Below are 19,751 nucleotides of genomic sequence, written 5' to 3'. Positions count from 1 at the left end.
CAGGCCCTAAGCCGAACCGAGCCCCAGAAGCCCCGGCACATCAGCAAAGGAATCCACGACCCTGTCGGGTACGCCCCCGGCCCGCCGCACCGCCTCCGGCACATACTTGCCCGTCCTGACCAATACCCCCGCAATCCCCGCCCTCTGGGCGGCCAGCACATCCGCCTCGACGTCGTCGCCCACCATCACCGCCTCCGCCGCGCCGACCCCGAGCCGCGTCAGCGCTGCGGCGAAGAACGCCCCGGACGGCTTGCCCACCACCTCCGCCTCGACTCCGGCCGCCCGCTCCAGGCCCAGCAGAAAGGCCCCGGCGTCCAACTGCAGACCCGCATCCGTGCGCCAGTACAGATTGCGGTGCATGGCGACCAGCCGGGCGCCGCGCTGCAGACAGCGGAACGCCTCGTCGAGAGCCGGGTAGTCGAACTCGGGACCGGCGCCGCCCACCACAACCACATCGGGCCCCTCGTCCTCGCCCACCAAGGTCACCCCACCGAGGTCCTCCACGATGTCGCCGCTGTTCAGCAACAGGCATCGGGCACCCGGGTACCGCTCGGCCAGATACGCGGCCGTGATGGCCGGCGCGGTGAGAATGTCGTCGGCGCCGATGGGGAAGCCCGCGCCGGCCAGGGTCCGCGCGATCGAGGAACGGCTGCGCGAAGTGGTGTTCGTGAGCAGGGCCAGCGGCAGCCCCTGCTCGCGCAGTGACACGAGTGCGGCGACCGTGCCAGGCAGCGGTTTCCAGGAGACCGTGAGGACGCCGTCGATGTCGATCAGGGCGCCGCGCACGCCTCGCAGTCGTTCCATGGCATCCGACGGTAGCCCGCCGACCCGTAGGCTGCTCGAATAGCTGTCCGCCAGCTGTCCGCCAGACGCCGCAGACCGGGAAGGCCCGCAATGTTCGCCCTGCACGCCGTGTGGAGAGCGGACCGGCGCCTCGCGCTGTGGGCGGAGGCGGAGGCATCCCTCCTGCCGCCGCCGCAGGTCGCGGAGCTGATCGGCGGCACGGGGCCCGGCCTGGAGTGGCTGATGACCAAGGCCGCCGCGGGCGAGACCACGCTGCTCCTGCCGACGCAGAACGGCGCCCTGCTGCCGTCGCCCGAGCTCGGCCGTACCGCCGACGGACCGCGCCGGGCGGTGACGCTCGCGCCGTGGCAGGTGCCGTCGCTGCTGCTCGAACCCGGGGAGGCGGCGCAGCTGCTGGGCGAGCTGTACGCACCGGGGAAGCCGTTCCTGCCGACGCAGCTGCCCGCGCAGGGGCCGGTGGACGTGCCGTACGGGGCTTCGCTGCGCTGGCTGACCGCCGTCCACGACCTGGCGTGGCGCATGGTGGGGCGCGGTCAGGTGCTGCCGGGGCTGACCACGCAGGACGGGCGGCCGTACGCGCGCTGGCGGCCGGCGCCGGATGCCGACGGGTGGCGGGAGACGCGGGAGCTGACGGCGGCGACCCCGCCGGTGGCCCGGGCCGAGCGCAGTGGTGGCCACCCGGACGGTAGGGCTGCCGGGGAGCTGGTGGCGGATCTGCTGGACGTGCTGGTGGACTGCGAGGCCCGCGCGGTCCTGGAGGACGAGCCGCCGCTGCTGCGCCCGGGCAGGGCGCGGCGCCCGGACGGCGCGGCGGAGGCCTGGGTGAGCGCGCTGGGCACGGCCGACGGAAGGGTCGGGGCCGAGGTCGCCGGACTGGTCGCCGGACTGGGGGAGCGGCTCACCGCCTGGCACCGGTCCGAGTCGTCGCCCGGCGAGGGCGAGCCGCTGCGCGTCTGCTTCCGGCTCCGCGAGCCGCAGGGCCCCGAACTGGACGACTGGAGGCTGGAGTTCCTGCTCCAGGCCGCCGACGAGCCGTCCCTGATGGTCACCGCCGATGCCCTGTGGGAGCCCGGGCCCGCGCTGAGCACCCTGGAGCGCAAGGCCCCGCGCCCGGCGGACGCCCTCCACGACGGCCTCGTACGCGCGGCCCGCCTGTGGCCGCCGCTGCGCGAGGCCCTGCGCTCCTCCCGCCCGGCCGCTCTGGGCCTGGACCGGGCCGGGGCGCTGGCCTTCCTGCGCGACGCCGGTCCGGCCCTGACCGCCGCCGGGTACGCGCTGCTGCTGCCGGCCTGGTGGCAGCGCCCGGCCCGGTTCGGCCTGACCCTGACCGCACGGGCGGTCCAGCCGGGCCTGGTACACGACCGGAGCCTGCTGGACCGGGACCGGATCGTCGACTTCCGCTGGCGGGCCGCCATCGGCGACGCCCCGCTGACCGAGGCGGAGCTGACCGAACTGGCCGCGGCCAAGCAGCCGTTGGTGCGGCTGCGCGGACAGTGGACCGAGGTCGACCCGGCCCGGATCGCCGCCGCGCTGGCCTTCCTGGAACGCCGGGGGAGCGGCACCATGGCCGCCGGCGAGGTGCTGCGCGTCGCCCTGGAGCCCGACGCGACGGCGGGCGGCCTCCCGGTGGCCGGGGTCAGTGCGGACGGCCTGCTCGGCGGCCTGCTCTCGGGCTCCGCCGAGCCGCAGCCGGTGCCGCTGCCCGCCGGATTCGGCGCCGCTCTGCGCCCCTACCAGGAACGCGGCCTGGCCTGGCTGGCGTTCATGACCCGGCTCGGCCTCGGCGCCGTCCTGGCCGACGACATGGGGCTCGGCAAGACCGTGCAGACCCTCGCCCTGCTCGCCGCCGAGCACGCCGAAGGCGCCACCGCCCCCAACCTGCTGGTCTGCCCGATGTCGGTGGTCGGCAACTGGCAGCGGGAGGCCGCGCGATTCGCGCCGATGCTGCGCGTGTACGTCCACCACGGGCCGCAGCGCCTTGCCGGGGACGCGCTGAGGCAGGCCGCGCCGGCCGCCGACCTGGTCATCACCACGTACGGACTCGCCGAGCGCGACGCCGAGGCCCTGCGCGCCATCCACTGGCGGCGGGTCGTCGCCGACGAGGCCCAGCACATCAAGAACTCCGCCACCCGCCAGGCCAGGGCCGTCCGCTCGCTGCCCGCCGCCCACCGGATCGCGCTGACCGGCACCCCGGTGGAGAACCGGCTCGCCGAACTGCACGCCGTCCTGGACTTCGCCAACCCCGGCCTGTTCGGCTCGGCCGCCCGCTTCAAGGAACGCCACTCCATCCCCATCGAGCGCGACGGCGACAGCGCGGCCGCCGCCGCCCTGCAGCGCCGCACCCGCCCCTTCGTGCTGCGCCGCCTCAAGAACGATCCCGCCATCGCCCGCGACCTGCCCGAGAAGCTGGAGATGACCGTCCTGTGCGGCCTCACCACCGAACAGGCCGGCCTCTACCGGGCCGCCGTCGCCGACATGCTCGCCCGCATCGCCGAGAGCCGGGGCATCGAGCGCAAGGGCATCGTGCTGTCCACGCTCACCAAGCTCAAGCAGATCTGCAACCACCCGGCGCAGTTCCTGCACGAGCGGTACGACGAGGGTGCCGGGGCGGCGCGGCTCACCGGGCGCTCCGGCAAGCTGGAACGCCTGGAGGAGATCCTCGCCGAAGCCCTCGCCGAGGGCGACAAGGTGCTGTGCTTCACCCAGTACGCGGAGTTCGGCCGCCTCCTGCAGGGCCACCTCGCGCGGCGGCTCGGCCGCGAGGTGCTCTTCCTGCACGGCGGCGTCCCCAAGGCCGCCCGCGACGCGATGACCGCCCGCTTCCAGGAGAGCGCCGGGCCACCGGTCTTCCTGCTCTCCCTCAAGGCGGGCGGCACCGGCCTCAACCTCACCGCCGCCGCCCATGTCATCCACCTCGACCGCTGGTGGAACCCGGCCGTCGAGGACCAGGCCACCGACCGCGCCTTCCGGATCGGCCAGCGAAGGAACGTACAGGTTCGCAAATTCGTGTGCGCGGGCACCATCGAGGAGCGGATCGACGTGATGATCGAGGCCAAGCGCAACCTCGCCGGCGCGGTCGTCGGCGAGGGCGAGCAGTGGCTGACCGAGCTGTCCACCGAGGAACTGCGCGAACTGGTGGAGCTGTCGGCTGACGAAGACGAGGAGCCCGCGCTGTGACGGAACCGCACCTCCGGCCGCTCGCCGACTGCCTGGACGACTTCTGGACCTGCGCCGCCGACCTCCCGCCCGACCGGGACCCCGGCCCCCCGGATCCCGCCCCGCGCCGCCTCGGCCCCTCCGGCATCACGGTGCGGGGCCGGGACCTGGCGGCCGTGCTGCGCCCGGCGTACGACGCCTTCACACGACAAGCGGACGGTCCTGAGGGCTGATCGGCACCGGAAGCTCGGTGGCGCCCATCAGCCAGCGGTCCACGGCAGCCGCGGCCGAGCGGCCCTCCGCGATCGCCCAGACGACGAGGGACTGCCCCCGCCCCGCGTCGCCCGCCACGAACACCCCGTCGGTGCCGGTGGCGAAGTCCGCGTCGCGTGCGATCGTGCCTCGCGCGCTCAGCCGGATCCCGAGCCCGCCGATCAGGTCCCCGCCCCGCTCCACGCCGTCGAACCCCAGCGCCAGCAGCACCAGCTGGGCCGGGATCACCCGCTCGGTCCCCGGCAGGGGCGTGCGCCCGCGCGCCTCGACCTCGGACAGCCGCAGCGCGCTCACCCGCCCGGCGGCGTCGCCGGTGAAGTGCAGCGTGGACGCCGAGAACATCCGTATGTCGGTTCCCGCCCCGCCCAGCTCCCGGGCCTCCTCGTGCGCCGGGGACACCCGGTAGACCTTGGGATACACCGGCCACGGCTCGTGCTCCGCCCGGTCCTCGCCGGGACGGGGGTTGATGTCCAGCTGGACGACCGAGGCCGCGTGCTGCCGCAGTACGGTGCCCAGGCAGTCGGCGCCGGTGTCGCCGCCGCCGACGATCACCACGTCCTTGCCCTCGGCGGTGACCGGGGACGCGGCTAGGTCGCCGTCGCACACCCGGTTGGCCAGCGGGAGGTACTCCATCGCCTGGTGAATGCCCGTCAGGTCACGTCCGGGAACGGGGAGTTCACGCATCGAGTGGGCGCCGATCGCGACCACCAGGGCGTCGTGGCGCAGCCGGAGCGCGGCAGCGTCGACGGTGCCTCCCACGTCTGCGTTCGTACGGAACCGGGTGCCCTCAGCGCGCATCTGCCCCAGCCGGCGGTCCAGATGGTGCTTCTCCATCTTGAACTCCGGTATCCCGTAGCGCAGCAGCCCGCCGAGCCGGTCCGCCCGTTCGTACACCGTCACCGTGTGCCCGGCCCGGGTCAGCTGCTGCGCGCAGGCCAGCCCGGCAGGGCCCGATCCGATGACCGCCACCGTCCGCCCCGACATGCGTTCGGGGGGCCGGGGCGGGACGAAGCCGCGCTGCCAGGCGGCGTCGGCGATCGCCGCCTCGACATTCTTGATCGTCACCGGATCCGCGTTGATCGCCAGTACGCAGCCCGACTCGCAGGGCGCCGGGCACAGCCGCCCGGTGAACTCCGGGAAGTTGTTGGTGGCGTGCAGCCGGTGGCTGGCCGCCTCCCAGTCGTCCCGGGACACCAGGTCGTTCCACTCCGGGATCAGATTCCCCAGCGGGCACGCGTCGTGGCAGAACGGGATGCCGCAGTCCATGCACCGGTCCGCCTGCGCACCGATGATCGGCAGCAGCGCCTGCCCCTCGTACACCTCGTTCCAGTCCCACACCCGGTCCTGGACCGGGCGGCGGGGCCAGGTGCGGCGGGGGGTCTTGAGAAAGCCCTTCGGGTCGGCCACGGCGGCCTCCAGCACTGGCGGCATCTCCTTGCCACGATACGTCGCAGATGGCCGGATTTCGACGGGCGGGGGCACGGTCAGTCCCGGCCCCGCCCGGGCCGCCACAGGGCAGCCGCCACGACCACGTACGGCACCGCGGCCAGCGCGAACAGCGGGCCCGGACCCGACCACCGGGAGCCGGCGGCGTAGCCCGCGAAGATCACGACGGCCACCACCTCCGTACCCAAACCGGCCATGGAGGTCACCGTCGCCCGCGAGCCGTCCGCGATCCGGCCCTGCAGGCGCGCGTCGGCCGCCGCGATCGCCCACTGGAAGATGCCGAACGCCACCGCCACCAGCACCATCCCCGCCGGCCGGCCGCTCACCGCCCCCGCCGCGAGGCAGCCCGCGGCCAGCGCCAGCAACGGCCCCGCCCGCCCCTGGCCGCGCCCGGCCAGCAGACCGCCCGCCGTCACCCCCGAGGTGACCAGCAGCACCAGCACCGGCACCACGGCCTCCCCGACCCCGGTGGAGCGGGCCAGCAGCGGAACGTACTCGTCCATCGCGTCGAACCCCGACAGCGCCGCCACCAGTAGCAGACCCCGCCACACGCCCGGCGTGCCCCGCACCTCGCCGAGCCCCTCCCGCAGCACCGCCCCGTAACCCCGGCCCGGATCGCGCCTTCCGGCGCCCCGGGACTCCGGCAGTGCCAGCGCCACCGGCACCCCGAGCAGCGCCACGGCCGCACTGGCCACGCCCAGTGTCCGGTAGCCGCCCGCCGCCAGCACGGGAGCGGCCAGCGCGGTCGCCGCCAGGACCGCCGTCGTACCGGCGGCCTGCGAGCGCCCGATCAGACGGGCGTACGAGTCCTGGGCGCCGGTGCGCGACAGCTCCTCGTACACCAGGGCCTGCAGGGTGCCCGAGCGCAGCGCGCTGCCCGCACCCCAGAGCACGAAGCCGGCGGCGAAGGACGGATACGACGGCAGGAAGGTCCACAGCGCGTATCCGGCGGCGGGCAGCACGGGCGCGACGGCCAGCAGCCGCCTGCGCGAGTAGATGTCGGCCCACAGCCCGGACGGCACCTCAAGTGCGAAGCCGGTGACCGACCAGATGGCGAAGAGCGAGGAGATCTCGGCGGGGGAGAGCCCGGTCTCGGCGAAGAGCACCGCGTAGACCGGGTAGAGCAGCACGAAGTCGTCGAGGAACGCGTACGCGTACAGCCTGCGCGCGAGCCGTGACCCGGGCCGGGGGGAAGGTCAATGTCGCCATGTCATACGGGAAGCGTACGGCGTCATCCCGGCCGTTGTCAGTCCCCTCCGGTAGCGTCGGGGGAAGGTGAAGGGACGGTCCTCGATGAGCGAGCTCACGGCGGAAAACGACACAGCGCTCCGGCTGGAGCGGCACCGGGTGGAGCTGACCGCCTACTGCTACCGGATGCTGGGCTCGGCCTTCGAGGCCGAGGACGCCGTCCAGGAGACGCTGGTGCGGGCCTGGCGCGGCTTCGACCGCTTCGAGGGGCGGGCGAGCGTGCGGTCGTGGCTGTACCGCATCGCGACCAACGTCTGCCTGGACATGGCCAAGAGCAGCCAGCGCCGCGCCCGCCCCATGGACCTGGCCTCCCCCTCGACGGCCGCCACGCCCATCGACGCCGGGCTCCCCGAGGCCACCTGGATCGGCCCCGTCCCCGACGGCCGCGTCCTGGAGTCCGGCGGCGACCCGGCCGACCAGGCCGTCGCCCGCGAGTCCGTACGCCTGGCCCTCATCGCCGCGCTGCAGCGGCTCGCGCCCCGGCAGCGCGCGGTGCTGATCCTGCGCGAGGTCCTGGCCTGGAAGGCGAGCGAGGTCGCCGAGCTCCTCGACACCTCGGTGGCCTCCGTCAACAGCGCCCTGCAGCGCGCCCGCGCGACGCTCTCGGCCGGCGGCGAGGTCCCCGTCAGCGACCCCGTGCGGCCGATGGACGAAGCGCAGCGCTCGCTGCTGGCCCGCTATGTCGACGCCTTCGAGCGCTACGACCTGGACGCCCTCACCGCGCTCCTCCACGAGGACGCCACCTTGTCCATGCCCCCCTACGAGCTGTGGCTGCGCGGCCCCGAGGAGATACGCGCCTGGTTCCTGGGCACCGGCATCGGCTGCCGCGGCTCCCGCCTGCTCCCGCTCACCGCCAACGGCGCGCCCGCCTTCGCCCAGTACCGGCCCGGCGGCGTGCCCTGGGCAGTGCAGGTCATCGACATCTCAGACGGCCGCATCACCGGGCTCAACGCCTTCCTCGACACCGACCGCCTCTTCCCCCTCTTCGGCCTCCCCGCCCGGCTCGCCCCCTAGGGCCCTTCTGATGGATCTCCGTGGCGTCGCGTGCCCTGGCACCAGCGCTCGCGGCGTTGCCGAAACGCCCACAGGAAACCACCCTGTGGGCGCTCCGGCGCCTTGCGATCGCAGGCACCAGACCCCGCTCCTTCCCCACGGAGATCCATCAGAAGGGCCCTGGCGGCAGCACCCCCTCCAGCCCCGTCAGCGCCAGCAGCTCCCGCAGCCGCGCCGACGCCCCGCGCAGTACCACCCGGTGCCCGCCCCGGCCCGCCGCGAGCCGCAGCCTGGCCAGCGCCTCCACGGCGGCGAGATCCGGCTCGGTCAGCGCGCTCACGTCGCACACCACCACCGTGCCGCGCGGCAGGGCGCGCAGCCGCGCGCCGAGCCGCGCCGCGTCGGCGGGCGCGAGCGAGGGACCGATGGCCAGCACGAGTGTGTCCACGAAAAGAGGACGGCCCGGCGGCCCGGAACTCATCGCCGGGCCTGCGAGCACCGCGCCCCGGACAGGCCCTACACGTCGTAGACGACGGTCACCGGTGCGTGGTCGGACCAGCGCTCCTCGTGGCTCGCCGCCCGCTCGACCACCGCGGAGACGGCGCGCCCGGCCAGCCCGGGGGTGGCCACCTGCAGGTCGATCCGCCAGCCGGCGTCGTTGTCGAAGGCCCGGCCCCGGTACGACCACCACGAGTACGGGCCCGCGACCTCGGGGTGCAGCCGGCGCATCACGTCGACGTAGCCCGCCTCGTCGTAGACCCGGGAGAGCCAGGCCCGCTCCTCGGGGAGGAATCCGGCTTTCTTGGTGTTGGACTTCCAGTTCTTCAGGTCGGCTTCGCGGTGGGCGATGTTCCAGTCGCCGCACACCACCGCCTCACGGCTGCCGGTCTCCGCCTGGGCGCGCAGCGAACTGAGATAGGCCAGGAACTCCTTGCAAAAGCGTTCCTTCTCCGACTGCCGCTCCGTTCCTACCTCTCCCGAGGGCAGATAGAGGCTGGCGACCGTCACACCCGGCAGGTCGACCTCCACATACCGCCCGGAGGCGTCGAACTCGTCCGAGCCGAAGCCGATCCGCACCCGCTCGAACTCCCGCCGGGAGTACACCGAGACACCCGCGCGGCCCTTCGCGGCGGCCGGGGCGTGCACCACGTGCCAGCCGTCGGGCTCCCGCACCTCACCGGGCAGTTGCCCGGGCTCGGCCCGCACCTCCTGCAGGCACACCACATCGGCTGCGGTCGCCTCCAGCCAGGGCACGAAGCCCTTCTTGGCCGCGGCGCGCAGCCCGTTCACGTTCACGGTGGTCACGGTGAGCATGCCGGGGACGATACCGGCCCCCCGGACCGTGCCCGACGACCGGCCCCCGACCAGGGCCTATGCATACATCCGTACCATGTGACGGTGGAAATCCGACTGACTCCCTACGACCATCCCGACGCGATCAAGCTCACCGAGCAGGTGCAGCTGGAGTACGTCGAGCGCTACGGCGACCCCGATGCGACCCCCATGGACCCCGCCGACTTCGACCGGCCGCGTGGCGCGTTCCTCGTCGGCTACCTCGACGGCGACCCGGTCGCCACCGGCGGCTGGCGTGCCCAGGACGCCTCCCCGGAGGGTTTCAGCGACGGCGACGCCGAGCTCAAGCGGATGTACGTGGTGTCCCGCGCCCGCGGGCGGGGCTTCGCCCGCCGGATCCTGGCCGGCCTGGAGGAGGACGCCGCGGCGGCCGGCCGGTCCCGCATGGTGCTGGAGACCGGCGCGCTGCAGCCCGAGGCGATCGCCCTCTACCTGTCCTGCGGCTACGACCACATCACCAAGTTCGGCCACTACCGCGACTACCCGGACAGCGTCTGCCTCGGCAAGGCGCTCCCGTAGTCTGACGCCATGACGGATGACCACAGTGAGCTGGAACGGCTCGCCTCGGGCAAGTACCTGCTGATCACGACCTTCCGGCGGGACGGCCGCACCGTGCCGACCCCGGTGTGGGCGGTCCGTGACGGCGACAGCCTCGGCGTCTGGACGGTCGCGGACTCCGGCAAGGTCAAGCGGATCCGCAACCGCGCGGACGTCCTGGTCAGCGCCTGCGACGTGCGCGGCAATCCGTCGGGGGAGCAGTCGCAGGGCCGTGCCGAGATCCTGACCACGGAGCAGACCGCCCACTACCGCGAGCTGCTCGCCCGCAAGTACGGCCTGCTCGGCCGGATCACCCTGCTCGGCAGCCGGATCCGGCGCGGCAAGGACGGCACGGTCGGCATACGGATCACCCTCACGTGAGCCGTCGCGTCCCCGCACAGACCTCCGGGTGCACCGTGAGCGTCTGCCGTGGCTGCTGCTGCGGCACGCCCAAAATCCCCGGCGTCGACCACGCGGCCCAGCTGGCCCGCCTCAAGCAGGCCCTGGCGGGCGCCTCCCGGGTCAGGGCCACCGAGTGCCTGGACGTCTGCGAGCACGGCAACGTCATCGTCGTACAGCCGTCCGCCGAGGGCCGCGCCGCGGGCGGCCGCCCCGTCTGGCTCGGCCTGGTCAACGACGCCGACGCCATCGAGGACATCGCCGCCTGGGTGGGCGCCGGGGGACCGGGCCTCGCGGACCCGCCCGGGATCCTCGACCTGTACGCCTTCAGCCCCTCGCGACGCGTGCGGCAGGCACTCCCCGGCGGCGGCGCGGAACGAGGGTAACGAGCGGGGCCGTACGGGTGCTCGCACCCGTACGGCCCCGGTCAGCGATCAGTCCACGCTGCGCAGGATGTGCGACTCGGTCGGGTCGTCCTCGTAACCGGCCAGGCGGATCGGCGCGGACCGCGCCCACACGTCGAGGTTGCGAACGTCCCGCTGCGGGGACGGATGTTCGGCGGATTCGGGCGGGAGCTGCTTGCGCTCGGTCTTCTCGGGTGTCACCGCGAACTCCTCATGTCGGGTGAGCCGGACGCCCGACGCGGCCGCTACCGGGGCGTCGAACAGCCCGGTGGGGCAAGGGAAAGGGCTGTGCTGACGCGGTGGCGCCGGAAGCGGAACGGGCAGGCGGCCATGGTGGCTGGCGCTTCCCGGGACGGGCCGAGGGGTTTCGGTGGTTCCCTGAGAGGCGTTCCGTCACCACCCAGCGTAAGCCCGTCACGCATCCGCCACCAGCCAATTACAGATCAGCCCGCGCGCCGCGCGCCCTTCTGGAGGGGTACGCCGCCGCAGGCCAGCGCCGCCCACACGGTCCGGCCCGCTCCGGAACCGGGATGCACCACGCCCCACTGTTGCGCCAGATGGCTGACGAGGACGAGCCCGCGCCCGTTCTCCTCGCCGTCCCCAGCGCGGCGCATGGCCGGCCCGGCGGCCCGGTCCCCCTGGTCGGTGACCTCGATGTGCAGCAGCCCCTCGCCGGTCCACAGCGCGCACGTCACGTGGTCGCTGCCGCTGTGCAGCACGGCGTTGGTGAACAGCTCGGTGACCACCAGGCAGGCGTCGTCGCCCACCCGGTCCAGTGCCCAGCGGCTCAGTGTCGCCCGGACCTGCCGCCTGACGACGCCCACGGACGCGGCCTGGGCCGGAAGCCGGAGGACATCCCGGCGGCTGTCCGTGAGCGGGAGCAGTCGCTCTCGCGCTGTCGGCAGCATCATGGGACGTTCCAGACATCGTCGGAGGTTCGGCAGGTTCGGTACAGCCGCGTCACACAGGCCACTATGGCCACGCAAGCGACGCTAGGCAAGAGGCATTCTGCAAATTGCACATTTCTCTGTACAGGCTGTCCGCTGCACACGGCGCGTGGCAGACTGCTGGCATGCGAGAGGAGTGCCGTGTCTGAGCCGCGGTCGGGCGGAGCCCCGACCGTGCTGCGCGTCATCCTCGGCAGGCGGCTCCAGCACCTGCGCGAGAAGGCCGGCCTGACCTACGAGGAAGCCGCCCGCGCCCTCGACGTCACCCACGCCACCGTCCGCCGCATGGAGAAGGCCGAGACCGGCCTCAAGATCCCGTACGTCGAGAAGCTGCTGCGCCTGTACGCGGTCGGCCCCGAGGAGATCGGCGCCTTCCTCGCCCTCGCCCGCCAGGGCAACCGGCCCGGCTGGTGGCACCGCTACCGCGACGTCCTCCCGGGCTGGTTCAGCGCCTTCGTCAGCCTCGAAGGCGAGGCGGCCGTCATCCGCGCCTACGAGCCGCACTACGTCCCCGGCCTGCTCCAGACCGAGGACTACGCCCGCGCCGTCCTGCGCGCAGGCCGCCCCCACCTGCCCGAACCGGACATCGAGCGCTGCGTCGCCCTGCGCCTGGAGCGCCAGACCCTGCTCAGCCGGCCCGATGCCCCCGTCCTGTGGGCCGTCATCGACGAGACCGTGCTGCGCCGCCCCATCGGCGGCCCCGGCGTCATGCGCGCCCAGCTGGACCGCCTCATCCAGGCCTGCGCCCTGCCCCATGTCCACCTGCAGGTCATGCCCTTCGCCGCCGGCCCGCACCCCGCCATGTACGGCCCGTTCCACATCTTCAGGTTCCAGACCGGGGAACTGCCAGATGTCGTCTTCACCGAGAGCCTGGTCGGCGCCGCCTACCTGGACGAACGGGACGACGTGACGGTCTTCCTCGAAGCCCTCGACCGGATGTGCGCGCAGGCCGCGCCCGTACACAGCACAGCAGCCATCCTCGATGGCGTTCGCAAGGAGATCTGACCGCACATGCAGGACATATACAACGGCATGCGTGCCGGAGACCTCGGCACCGAGGGCTGGTACAAGCCCTGGAGCGGCGGCAACGGAGGCTCCTGCGTGGAGGCCATGAAGCTCGCCGACGGCCGGATCGCCCTGCGGCAGTCCACCGACCCCGACGGGCCCGCCCTGATCTACACCAACCACGAGATCACCACGTTCATCCAGGGCGCCAAGGCCGGCCAGGCCGACTTCCTGCTGTCCTGACCACCCCACGACCAGGGGAGCCCCATGCCCGAACACGCCGAACACCCCGGACCACCGCACGAGTCCGGCGTCGCCCACGTGCGCATCTGCGCCACCGACGCCGCCACCGCCCACCGTGTCGCCGACGTCATCGCCTCCCGCTACCCCCGCACCCGTCCGCCGAGCGTCAGCACCACCGCGGACGGCCTCGTGGAGTTCGTCCTCTACACCGACACCCTCGACGTGGACTGACCCTCCCTCGACGGCCGGCAGCCGCAGGCGCACCGCAACCACTACCGTGGCCCCCGTGCGCCTGCTCCTGATCTCCGACACGCACCTGCCCAAGCGCGCGCGGCAGCTGCCGGCCGAACTCCTCGACCGGATCCCGCTCGCCGATGCCGTGATCCACGCCGGGGACTGGGTCGATGAGGCAACCCTCGACCTGGTCCAGGCACGCGCCAAGCGCCTGATCGCCGTCCACGGCAACAACGACGGCCCCGCACTGCGTGCCCGTCTGCCGGAGGTGGCCCGGGCCGAACTGGGCGGACTGCGGTTCGGCGTCGTCCACGAGACCGGCCCCGCCGCCGGACGGGAGGACCGCTGCGCCGAGCGCTTCCCCGACCTGGACGTCCTTGTCTTCGGGCACAGCCACATCCCCTGGGACTCCACCGCGCCCGGCGGCCTGCGGCTGCTCAACCCCGGGTCGCCCACCGACCGCAGGCGGCAGCCGTACTGCACCTACCTGACCGCGCAGGCCTCGGGCGGCGCCCTCACCGAGGTCCGGCTGCACCGCCTGCCGCCCCGCCGGCCCTAGCCCAGGCCGGTGAGGCGCAGCCGTACGTCCAGCTCCTGGTCGCCGGACACGCTGGTGCGCTCCTGGACGCGGAAGGATTCGGCGAGGGCGTGCTCGACCTCCCGGACATGGTGCGGGTCGCCCGACAGGTCCGCCGTCACCGGCGCGCCGAGCGGTACCGGGCCGGTCCCGGCGCCGTGGGTGGAGGCGTCGACGTCCAGGGACCACACGGTGGGGTGGCCGTACAGGGCGGCGTCGGGGGTACGGATCTTGGTGGGGCCGTGCCCGGCCGCGGTGTCCGGGAAGACGGTCTCCAGCGTGCCGAACACGGCATCGGCGTCCTTGCGGTCGCAGGCCGAGAGCAGGACGTCGACGTGGGTGTGTGCATGCGGAGTGCTCATCAGCTGTACTCCTTTGCGGGGCATTCAGCCCTGGTAACTGATCTCCTGCGGCACCGGCTCCCGGCCCGGCCCGTCGAACCGCCAGCGCGTCATCGTCTCCGGGAAGGCACCCTCGAACCAGCTGTGCCCGGTGGCCGGCGTGACGGCGTAGACCGGCGAGCCGCCCATGCCGATCGAGCCGGGCCCGCCGCTGCGGGGCAGCACGTACTTCGCGGCGTACGCGGCGTCCACCGCCGCAGGCCGCTCCCCGTCCGGCACCGCCGAGGCGGTGCCGCGCAGCGCCACCAGCTCCGCGGCGCTCTCCAGGTGCACCGCGACCCGGGGATCCGCCGCGAGATCGCGGGCCTTCACGGTGCCGGCGCCGGTGCTGAACCACAGCCGGCCGTCCACCCACACACCCCACACCGGCATCGCGTGCGGGCCGCCGAGCGGGGAGGCGGTGCAGATCCAGTAGTTGTGCGCCAGCTCAAGACGGCGGTCGACCTCGGCCCAGGTGATGGTGATACGTCCGCTCATATCCCCAGTGTGCGCCGCGTCACGGCAGAGCGGGAACGGCCCACCGTGCCGCAGTCGCGGTCGGCGGGCGCATACTGGTCCTGATGACGAAGCCAGCCGCAACCCGGCGCATCCTGCCCACCAGTCCCTTCAAGCCCCCGGCCACGCCGACTCCCAAGGAGTTCGCGGTAGGTAACCGGGTCACTCACGATGAGCACGGCCTCGGCCTGGTCATCGGTATCGAGGACGAGATCGCAGTGCTCGTGAACTTCGGTTCGCGGCAGATGAGGATCACCAGTCCCTACAGCAAGATGACCAAGCTTTGACACAGGACGGACAACCCATCGAAACGACTGCGGCCGCGAACACGACCTCGCTGTTCTCGGCGCCCGAACCGGCGCTCCGCCACGCCAAGCAGACGTCGCGGCCTCCGGCCACCAATCCCTTCCAGGCTCCGGACTTCGGCGAGCCCGAGCCCGCAGCCACCGGGGCCGTGGACGCCGAAGCGGACGAGGAACCGGCGTAGGGGGGAGCGGCCGGGCCGATCACGCGTAGCCGGACGCCCGGATTCGGGCGTCCGGCTTGCGACTGACAGAAGCTGAACGGAGACTGACCGGACATGGCCGGTGCCGTTGACGCGGGAACCCCGGCCGGCGGCCTGACCCTCGCGCAGCCCGCCGGGCGCTGGGTGCTGGCTGCCGTGGTGCTGGGCTCCGGGATGACCTTCCTGGACGGCACCGTCGTCAACGTCGCCCTCCCGACCATCGGCCGGGACCTGGGCGCCTCGCTGGCCGGGCTGCAGTGGACGGTCAACGCCTACACCCTCTCCCTGGCCGCGCTGATCCTGCTGGGCGGCTCGCTGGGCGACCGCTACGGCCGCCGCAAGGTCTTCGTGGCCGGCGCCGTGTGGTTCGCCACCGCATCCCTGCTGTGCGGGCTGGCCCCGAACATCGGCACACTGATCGCCGCCCGGGCCCTGCAGGGCGTCGGCGGAGCCCTGCTCACCCCCGGGTCACTCGCCCTGATCCAGGCCTCCTTCGCCCCCGCCGACCGGGCGCGCGCCATCGGTGTGTGGTCCGGCCTGGGAGGCATCGCCGGCGCCCTGGGGCCACTGTTGGGCGGCTGGCTGGTGGATTCCGTGAGCTGGCGCTGGGTGTTCTTCATCAACATCCCGCTGGCCGTGGTCGTCGTCGCGATCGCCGCCGCCCATGTGCCGGAAAGCCGTGACGACACCGCCACCGGCCGCTTCGACTGGCCCGGCTCGGTCCTGGGCGCCGCAGGCCTGTCCGCGGTGACCTACGCCCTCATCGCCGCACCCGAGGACTCCGCCGGCGGGGGTGTGACCGCGCTGGCAGCCGTCCTCGGGGTCGCGGCACTGGCCGCCTTCGTGACCGTCGAGCGGCGCAGCCGCCACCCCATGCTGCCGCCGGGGCTGTTCGCCTCCCGGCAGTTCACCGCGGCCAACCTGGTCACCTTCGCCGTCTACGCGGCGATCGGCGGGGTCTTCTTCTTCCTGGTGGTGGAGCTGCAGACCGAGGCGGGATTCTCCGCCCTGCAGGCCGGCTCGGCGCTGCTGCCCATCACCGTCATCATGCTTGTGCTGTCCGAGCGCTCCGGCCGGCTGTCCGCCCGCATCGGCCCCCGCATCCCCATGACGGTCGGGCCCGCCGTCTGCGCCGTCGGCCTGCTGCTGATGACCCGGATCGGCGCCGGAGCCTCCTACGCCGCCGACGTACTGCCCGGCGTGTTCGTGTTCGGCCTCGGCCTGGCCACCACCGTCGCCCCGCTCACCGCCACTGTCCTGGCCTCCGCTGACACCCGCCACGCCGGCGCTGCCTCCGGCGTCAACAACGCGGTGGCCCGGGCAGCCGGACTCATCGCGGTGGCCGCACTGCCGCTGCTCGTGGGACTGTCCGGCGACGACTACGAGAGCCCGTCGGCCTTCGGCTCCGGCTTCCGGGCCGCCCTGCTGATCTGCGCCGGGCTGCTGGCGGCCGGCGCCGTCCTGGCCTGGACCACCATCAGCTCCGACGTCCTGCTCGACGAACCCGAAGGGCAGCCCAGGCCCGAACCGCCGTGCCACCATCACTGCGCGATCTGCGCCCCGCCCCTGCAGGACACGGACGTGCACGGCACGGACCTGCACAGCACGGAGCTCACGGCACCACCAGGATCTTCCGCCCCAGGCCCGCACGGAAGCGGTCGATCGCCTGCGGATACCGATCCAGAGGCAGACGGTCGCTGATCCGGATCACACGCGGATGACCTGGGGACCCAGCAGCGAGTAGCGGTGGGCCTCGGACAGCGGCAGTCCGGTGTCGGTGATGATCGTCTCGAAGTCGGGCACCCCGGCGAAGCGGCAGAAGCTCGCCGCCCCGAACTTGGTGTGCACCCCCGCGAAGACCCGGCGCCGCGACACCCGCAGCACCTGCGCCTTGACCTCGCTGACGGCCGGGTCGGGGGTGGTCAGCCCGTACTCGCGCGAGATGCCGTTGGCGCCGACGAAGGCCAGGTCGATGACGAACCCGGCCAGCATGTGCGTCACCCAGTGGCCGACCGTGGCCATGGTGCCGGCGCGCAGCCGCCCGCCGAGCAGCAGGACGGTGGTGTGTTCCCGGGTGGCCAGTACCCCGGCCGTGGCCAGCGAGGCGGTGACGACGGTGAGCGGGCGGTCGCGGGGCAGCGCCTGGGCGATCAGCTGGGGAGTGAAGCCCTCGTCGATGAAAACCGTCTCCGCGTCACCGGCCAGCTCGCCCGCGGCGGCGGCGATCCGGGACTTCTCCGGGACGTGCATGGTCTCGCGGAATGCCAGGGTCGTCTCGAAGCCCGCGCTCTCCACCGGGTACGCGCCCCCGTGCGTACGCCGCACCAGCCCGTGCTCCTCCAGGACCCGCAGATCACGCCGTACGGTCTCCTTGGCCACCCCGAAATCGGCGGAGAGCTTGCCGACATCGACCGCCCCCGTCCGCCGGGCAAGCTCCAGAATGCTCCGGCGGCGTTCGTCGGCGTCCATGGGCGCACCTCCTGTCCGTTCGGGCTTCTGCAGGAGTTGTACAAGCGCCCGGTGGCCGCGACCAGGCTCGTCACCACACGGATCGTGACCGAATGCGCCCGTTGCCCCCGTCCCCCCGGCGGAGTCCGCGCTGCCCGGCGGGGCCGGACCGCCGCATTGGGCGTACGGCCCGTGCCCGGTTCAGGGCTGGGGTGTGCCCGTTTGCTGCCCGTTTCCGCTCCTGGGCTCGGTGCCACCGGCCTGGGCGCGGATGCGGTCGCGCAGTTCACGGAGCTCGTCGGCGGGCGCGCCCAGCCCGTTGAGGTGCAGCCGGGCGGCCTCGGTCCGGGTGGTCGGATTGGAGGTGAAGGCCAGGTTCAGCGACTGCTGGACCATCCAGTGCTGGTAGTCCAGCAGCCGCGAGGCACGCTCGCGGGCCTCGGCCAGGTCGCCGCACAGCGTCAGCTCGCGCAGCCGCCGCCCGAGGCGGGCGCACAGGACGGCCTGCCGTCCGCCCTGTCTGGCGACCGAGTCCGGCACCGGACCGGGGCCGGGGTCGCCGCAGGCGGCGACCACTTGGTCCGACAGCGGCTGCGCGGCGGCGATCTCGTCCAGCACCTCCGCCAGGGCGCGCAACTGCTCCGGGCGGGAGGGCGGCGGCGCTACGGCGCGCCGGGGCGCGGCGGACACGGCGCTTTCGGTCCGGGGCGGATCAGAACTGCCCGGAGTCCGGGACCACGTGCACCGCCGCCTCCTCCGCCGAGGCGGCGGCCCCGTCGACGCCGACATCACTGGCAACCAGGCCCGCGGTCTCGTAGTGGGCGCCCTCGTCGGGCGCGACCAGCCGGCCGGCCCGGGCGTCGCCGACCTCGTCGTCGAGCAGCTCGCCGTCGGTGTCCCAGGTGTCGCCCAGGTCATCGCCCTCGGGGGAGCCGATGTCGGGCAGCTCCTCGGACAGCCGCTGGTCCAGGCTCTCGCCGCGCCGCTGGCCCTCGGCGGTGACGCCCGACTTGTTGACCGCCCAGGGGCGCTCGGGCGGTGAGTATCCCTCGTCGAGGATCTGCCCCACGCCGTGCTGGTCGAGGGTGTCCTCGGGATCCAGGAGACCGGCGTCGTCCTGCACCTCGGAGCCGTCGGGCTGGTAGACGTCGTCGCCCATTGCGCTGTCGCTCATGGCTGTCTCCTCGGTCGGGCGCACCCTCTTACCACGAGGGTGCCAGTCCTGGCGCCGATCGGCACGTGTTACGCCATGCCCGGAGTGTCAGGCCTGCTGAACGCGGGCGCGGTGCCGTCCGTAGTTACCGTCGGCGGGCGGCACCGGCCCCCGCAGCTCAGGGGAGGCACCACCATGGCCCGACGGCGCACCGCACGGCGCGCGCTCCTCATCGCCGCGGCCGCGGCGCTGTTCACCGCCCCCGCGGTGACCCCGGCCGCCGCCCACGGCGCCCCGGTGGCCCCGGTTAGCCGGGTGGCGGCCTGCTCCTCCCTGAGCGGCATGTACGCCTCCACGGCGGCCTGCCGGGCGGCCATCGCCCAGCACGGCGGCCAGACCTTCGACGACTGGGACAACCTGCGCATCGCAGGCGTCGCCGGCCGGGACCGGCAGCGCATTCCCGACGGCAAGCTGTGCAGCGCCGGCCTGGACGAATACCGCGGCCTCGACCTCCCCCGCGCCGACTGGCCCGCCACCCGGCTCACCGCCGGCGCCCGGTTCACCCTCACCTACCGCACGACGATCCCGCACTCCGGAAACTTCGAGCTGTACCTGACGACCTCCGGCTACGACCCGGCCAAGCCCCTGACCTGGTCGGAGATCAGCACCCAGCCCTTCCTGACGGTCACCGACCCCCAGGTCACCAACGGCGCCTACCACCTCACCGGCCGCCTGCCCTCCGACCGGACCGGCCGCCACCTGCTCTACACGGTCTGGCGCAACACCAGCACCTCGGACACGTACTACTCCTGCTCCGACGTCGTCCTGTCCGCGCCCAAGGCCGCCCAGCAGCCCACCGCGACCGCCACGCCCACCCGCTCCCGCACCGCCACACCGTCGCCCACACCCACAGCCGCCCCGACATCCGCCACACCGAGCCCGGCGGACCGGTCCTCCGCACCGGCCGCCGACACCGCCGCCAACGCCGCCGCCACCGAGCCCGCGACGCAGCCGGTCGCCGCCTCCGGCACCGACAGCCGCACCCGCCTGGTGGCCGCCGCGGGCGGGACCGCGGTCCTGGGCGGCGGGGCCGTCGCCGCCCTCACCCTGCGCCGCAGGCGCCGCTGACG

The 19,751-nt window shown here is 73.5% G+C and carries 26 protein-coding genes; 14 read left to right on the top strand and 12 right to left on the bottom strand.

The genetic code is table 11. The features are described from left to right. Positions 1–6 precede the first annotated feature (6 nt). Positions 7–804 (bottom strand): HAD-IIA family hydrolase, encoded by a 798-nt coding sequence (locus OG607_RS01985; RefSeq protein WP_405717905.1) that lies wholly within the window; start codon positions 802–804, stop codon positions 7–9. A gap of 90 nt (positions 805–894) precedes the next feature. Here OG607_RS01985 and OG607_RS01980 point away from each other — a divergent pair, with 90 nt between their 5' ends. Continuing rightward, entirely contained in the window at positions 895–3,981 is a 3,087-nt protein-coding gene (locus OG607_RS01980) for a DEAD/DEAH box helicase (protein WP_405717902.1), read from the top strand. Then, positions 3,978–4,193, top strand: coding sequence for a hypothetical protein (locus OG607_RS01975; protein WP_405717899.1), 216 nt, complete (start codon positions 3,978–3,980; stop codon positions 4,191–4,193). The genes OG607_RS01980 and OG607_RS01975 overlap by 4 nt, the downstream gene beginning before the upstream one ends. Here the strand turns inward: OG607_RS01975 and OG607_RS01970 are convergent. Continuing rightward, positions 4,162–5,640, bottom strand: coding sequence for a glutamate synthase subunit beta (locus tag OG607_RS01970; protein ID WP_405736476.1), 1,479 nt, complete (start codon positions 5,638–5,640; stop codon positions 4,162–4,164). The genes OG607_RS01975 and OG607_RS01970 overlap by 32 nt on opposite strands. Positions 5,641–5,717: 77 nt before the next feature. Beyond that, on the bottom strand, positions 5,718–6,809 hold the full coding sequence (locus OG607_RS01965; protein ID WP_405717897.1) for an MFS transporter: 1,092 nt from the start codon (positions 6,807–6,809) through the stop codon (positions 5,718–5,720). A gap of 163 nt (positions 6,810–6,972) precedes the next feature. Between OG607_RS01965 and OG607_RS01960 the strand changes: the two genes are divergently transcribed. Continuing rightward, positions 6,973–7,941 (top strand): sigma-70 family RNA polymerase sigma factor, encoded by a 969-nt coding sequence (locus tag OG607_RS01960; protein ID WP_405717894.1) that lies wholly within the window; start codon positions 6,973–6,975, stop codon positions 7,939–7,941. 148 nt (positions 7,942–8,089) lie between these two features. Here the strand turns inward: OG607_RS01960 and OG607_RS01955 are convergent, their stop codons facing one another. After that, entirely contained in the window at positions 8,090–8,368 is a 279-nt protein-coding gene (locus tag OG607_RS01955) for an STAS domain-containing protein (protein ID WP_405717892.1), read from the bottom strand. A gap of 68 nt (positions 8,369–8,436) precedes the next feature. Next, complete coding sequence (locus OG607_RS01950; protein WP_405717889.1) at positions 8,437–9,234, bottom strand: exodeoxyribonuclease III; 798 nt, start codon at positions 9,232–9,234, stop codon at positions 8,437–8,439. 84 nt (positions 9,235–9,318) lie between these two features. Between OG607_RS01950 and OG607_RS01945 the strand changes: the two genes are divergently transcribed. Genes OG607_RS01945 through OG607_RS01935 form a run of 3 tightly spaced genes read left to right on the top strand, consistent with a single transcriptional unit; the run spans position 9,319 to position 10,595 of the window. Then, a complete protein-coding gene (locus OG607_RS01945; protein ID WP_405717887.1) occupies positions 9,319–9,792 on the top strand; it encodes a GNAT family N-acetyltransferase in 474 nt (157 codons plus the stop codon). Positions 9,793–9,801: 9 nt separating this feature from the next. Next, a complete protein-coding gene (locus OG607_RS01940) occupies positions 9,802–10,191 on the top strand; it encodes a PPOX class F420-dependent oxidoreductase (RefSeq protein WP_405717884.1) in 390 nt (129 codons plus the stop codon). Next, the gene (locus OG607_RS01935; RefSeq protein ID WP_405717881.1) at positions 10,188–10,595 is read left to right on the top strand and encodes a (2Fe-2S) ferredoxin domain-containing protein; all 408 of its coding nucleotides are present in this window, start codon (positions 10,188–10,190) and stop codon (positions 10,593–10,595) included. The genes OG607_RS01940 and OG607_RS01935 overlap by 4 nt, the downstream gene beginning before the upstream one ends. Positions 10,596–10,643: 48 nt before the next feature. Here the strand turns inward: OG607_RS01935 and OG607_RS01930 are convergent, their stop codons facing one another. Both OG607_RS01930 and OG607_RS01925 read right to left on the bottom strand, forming a co-directional pair. Beyond that, positions 10,644–10,814 (bottom strand): hypothetical protein, encoded by a 171-nt coding sequence (locus OG607_RS01930; RefSeq protein ID WP_405717878.1) that lies wholly within the window; start codon positions 10,812–10,814, stop codon positions 10,644–10,646. Positions 10,815–11,056: 242 nt separating this feature from the next. Then, on the bottom strand, positions 11,057–11,524 hold the full coding sequence (locus OG607_RS01925; RefSeq protein WP_405717875.1) for an ATP-binding protein: 468 nt from the start codon (positions 11,522–11,524) through the stop codon (positions 11,057–11,059). Positions 11,525–11,701: 177 nt separating this feature from the next. On the opposite strand from OG607_RS01925, the gene OG607_RS01920 reads away from it, so the two are divergent. From OG607_RS01920 to OG607_RS01905, 4 genes are read left to right on the top strand one after another with little or no spacing between them, the layout of a single operon-like run. Further along, positions 11,702–12,565, top strand: a complete 864-nt coding sequence (locus tag OG607_RS01920; protein WP_405717873.1) for a helix-turn-helix domain-containing protein — start codon at positions 11,702–11,704, stop codon at positions 12,563–12,565. 6 nt (positions 12,566–12,571) lie between these two features. Continuing rightward, positions 12,572–12,808, top strand: a complete 237-nt coding sequence (locus OG607_RS01915) for a DUF397 domain-containing protein (protein WP_405717870.1) — start codon at positions 12,572–12,574, stop codon at positions 12,806–12,808. Positions 12,809–12,832: 24 nt separating this feature from the next. Then, positions 12,833–13,039: a hypothetical protein gene (locus OG607_RS01910; RefSeq protein ID WP_405717868.1), complete on the top strand. Its 207-nt coding sequence runs from the start codon at positions 12,833–12,835 to the stop codon at positions 13,037–13,039. Positions 13,040–13,094: 55 nt separating this feature from the next. After that, positions 13,095–13,601: a metallophosphoesterase family protein gene (locus OG607_RS01905; RefSeq protein ID WP_405717865.1), complete on the top strand. Its 507-nt coding sequence runs from the start codon at positions 13,095–13,097 to the stop codon at positions 13,599–13,601. Here the strand turns inward: OG607_RS01905 and OG607_RS01900 are convergent. Further along, complete coding sequence (locus OG607_RS01900; protein WP_405717862.1) at positions 13,598–13,981, bottom strand: hypothetical protein; 384 nt, start codon at positions 13,979–13,981, stop codon at positions 13,598–13,600. The two genes, OG607_RS01905 and OG607_RS01900, sit on opposite strands and share 4 nt — an antisense overlap. Before the next feature lie 24 nt (positions 13,982–14,005). Next, entirely contained in the window at positions 14,006–14,497 is a 492-nt protein-coding gene (locus OG607_RS01895) for a pyridoxamine 5'-phosphate oxidase family protein (protein ID WP_405717859.1), read from the bottom strand. An 83-nt stretch (positions 14,498–14,580) separates the two neighbouring features. On the opposite strand from OG607_RS01895, the gene OG607_RS01890 reads away from it, so the two are divergent. From OG607_RS01890 to OG607_RS01880, 3 genes are all read left to right on the top strand, one after another. Continuing rightward, complete coding sequence (locus OG607_RS01890; protein ID WP_329309861.1) at positions 14,581–14,802, top strand: hypothetical protein; 222 nt, start codon at positions 14,581–14,583, stop codon at positions 14,800–14,802. Then, the gene (locus OG607_RS01885; protein ID WP_405717856.1) at positions 14,799–15,002 is read left to right on the top strand and encodes a hypothetical protein; all 204 of its coding nucleotides are present in this window, start codon (positions 14,799–14,801) and stop codon (positions 15,000–15,002) included. Before OG607_RS01890 ends, OG607_RS01885 begins: the two co-directional genes overlap by 4 nt. Before the next feature lie 93 nt (positions 15,003–15,095). Beyond that, complete coding sequence (locus OG607_RS01880; protein ID WP_405717854.1) at positions 15,096–16,721, top strand: MFS transporter; 1,626 nt, start codon at positions 15,096–15,098, stop codon at positions 16,719–16,721. Positions 16,722–16,727: 6 nt separating this feature from the next. Here OG607_RS01880 and OG607_RS01875 read toward each other — a convergent pair whose 3' ends face one another. The 3 genes from OG607_RS01875 to OG607_RS01865 form a co-directional block, all read right to left on the bottom strand. Then, complete coding sequence (locus OG607_RS01875; protein ID WP_405717851.1) at positions 16,728–17,489, bottom strand: DeoR/GlpR family DNA-binding transcription regulator; 762 nt, start codon at positions 17,487–17,489, stop codon at positions 16,728–16,730. Between the two features lie 180 nt (positions 17,490–17,669). Continuing rightward, positions 17,670–18,158 (bottom strand): hypothetical protein, encoded by a 489-nt coding sequence (locus OG607_RS01870; RefSeq protein WP_405717848.1) that lies wholly within the window; start codon positions 18,156–18,158, stop codon positions 17,670–17,672. A 22-nt stretch (positions 18,159–18,180) separates the two neighbouring features. Continuing rightward, a complete protein-coding gene (locus OG607_RS01865) occupies positions 18,181–18,642 on the bottom strand; it encodes a DUF5709 domain-containing protein (RefSeq protein WP_405717846.1) in 462 nt (153 codons plus the stop codon). A 174-nt stretch (positions 18,643–18,816) separates the two neighbouring features. On the opposite strand from OG607_RS01865, the gene OG607_RS01860 reads away from it, so the two are divergent. Beyond that, complete coding sequence (locus OG607_RS01860; RefSeq protein ID WP_405717844.1) at positions 18,817–19,749, top strand: lytic polysaccharide monooxygenase; 933 nt, start codon at positions 18,817–18,819, stop codon at positions 19,747–19,749. Positions 19,750–19,751: the final 2 nt, after the last annotated feature.

Origin of the sequence: Streptomyces sp. NBC_01537 (assembly GCF_045040445.1) — a bacterium.
GTDB lineage: Bacteria > Actinomycetota > Actinomycetes > Streptomycetales > Streptomycetaceae > Actinacidiphila.
This window is presented reverse-complemented; position numbering and strand designations above follow the sequence as displayed.

Bases quoted from the DNA above. Each gene is read 5' to 3' on its own strand.
- OG607_RS01985 (WP_405717905.1), bottom strand. From the start codon at position 804: ATGGAACGACTGCGAGGCGTGCGCGGCGCCCTGATCGACATCGACGGC.
- OG607_RS01980 (WP_405717902.1), top strand. From the start codon at position 895: ATGTTCGCCCTGCACGCCGTGTGGAGAGCGGACCGGCGCCTCGCGCTG.
- OG607_RS01960 (WP_405717894.1), top strand. From the start codon at position 6,973: ATGAGCGAGCTCACGGCGGAAAACGACACAGCGCTCCGGCTGGAGCGG.
- OG607_RS01950 (WP_405717889.1), bottom strand. From the start codon at position 9,234: ATGCTCACCGTGACCACCGTGAACGTGAACGGGCTGCGCGCCGCGGCC.
- OG607_RS01940 (WP_405717884.1), top strand. From the start codon at position 9,802: ATGACGGATGACCACAGTGAGCTGGAACGGCTCGCCTCGGGCAAGTAC.
- OG607_RS01925 (WP_405717875.1), bottom strand. From the start codon at position 11,524: ATGATGCTGCCGACAGCGCGAGAGCGACTGCTCCCGCTCACGGACAGC.
- OG607_RS01915 (WP_405717870.1), top strand. From the start codon at position 12,572: ATGCAGGACATATACAACGGCATGCGTGCCGGAGACCTCGGCACCGAG.
- OG607_RS01910 (WP_405717868.1), top strand. From the start codon at position 12,833: ATGCCCGAACACGCCGAACACCCCGGACCACCGCACGAGTCCGGCGTC.
- OG607_RS01900 (WP_405717862.1), bottom strand. From the start codon at position 13,981: ATGAGCACTCCGCATGCACACACCCACGTCGACGTCCTGCTCTCGGCC.
- OG607_RS01895 (WP_405717859.1), bottom strand. From the start codon at position 14,497: ATGAGCGGACGTATCACCATCACCTGGGCCGAGGTCGACCGCCGTCTT.
- OG607_RS01890 (WP_329309861.1), top strand. From the start codon at position 14,581: ATGACGAAGCCAGCCGCAACCCGGCGCATCCTGCCCACCAGTCCCTTC.
- OG607_RS01880 (WP_405717854.1), top strand. From the start codon at position 15,096: ATGGCCGGTGCCGTTGACGCGGGAACCCCGGCCGGCGGCCTGACCCTC.
- OG607_RS01875 (WP_405717851.1), bottom strand. From the start codon at position 17,489: ATGGACGCCGACGAACGCCGCCGGAGCATTCTGGAGCTTGCCCGGCGG.
- OG607_RS01865 (WP_405717846.1), bottom strand. From the start codon at position 18,642: ATGAGCGACAGCGCAATGGGCGACGACGTCTACCAGCCCGACGGCTCC.
- OG607_RS01860 (WP_405717844.1), top strand. From the start codon at position 18,817: ATGGCCCGACGGCGCACCGCACGGCGCGCGCTCCTCATCGCCGCGGCC.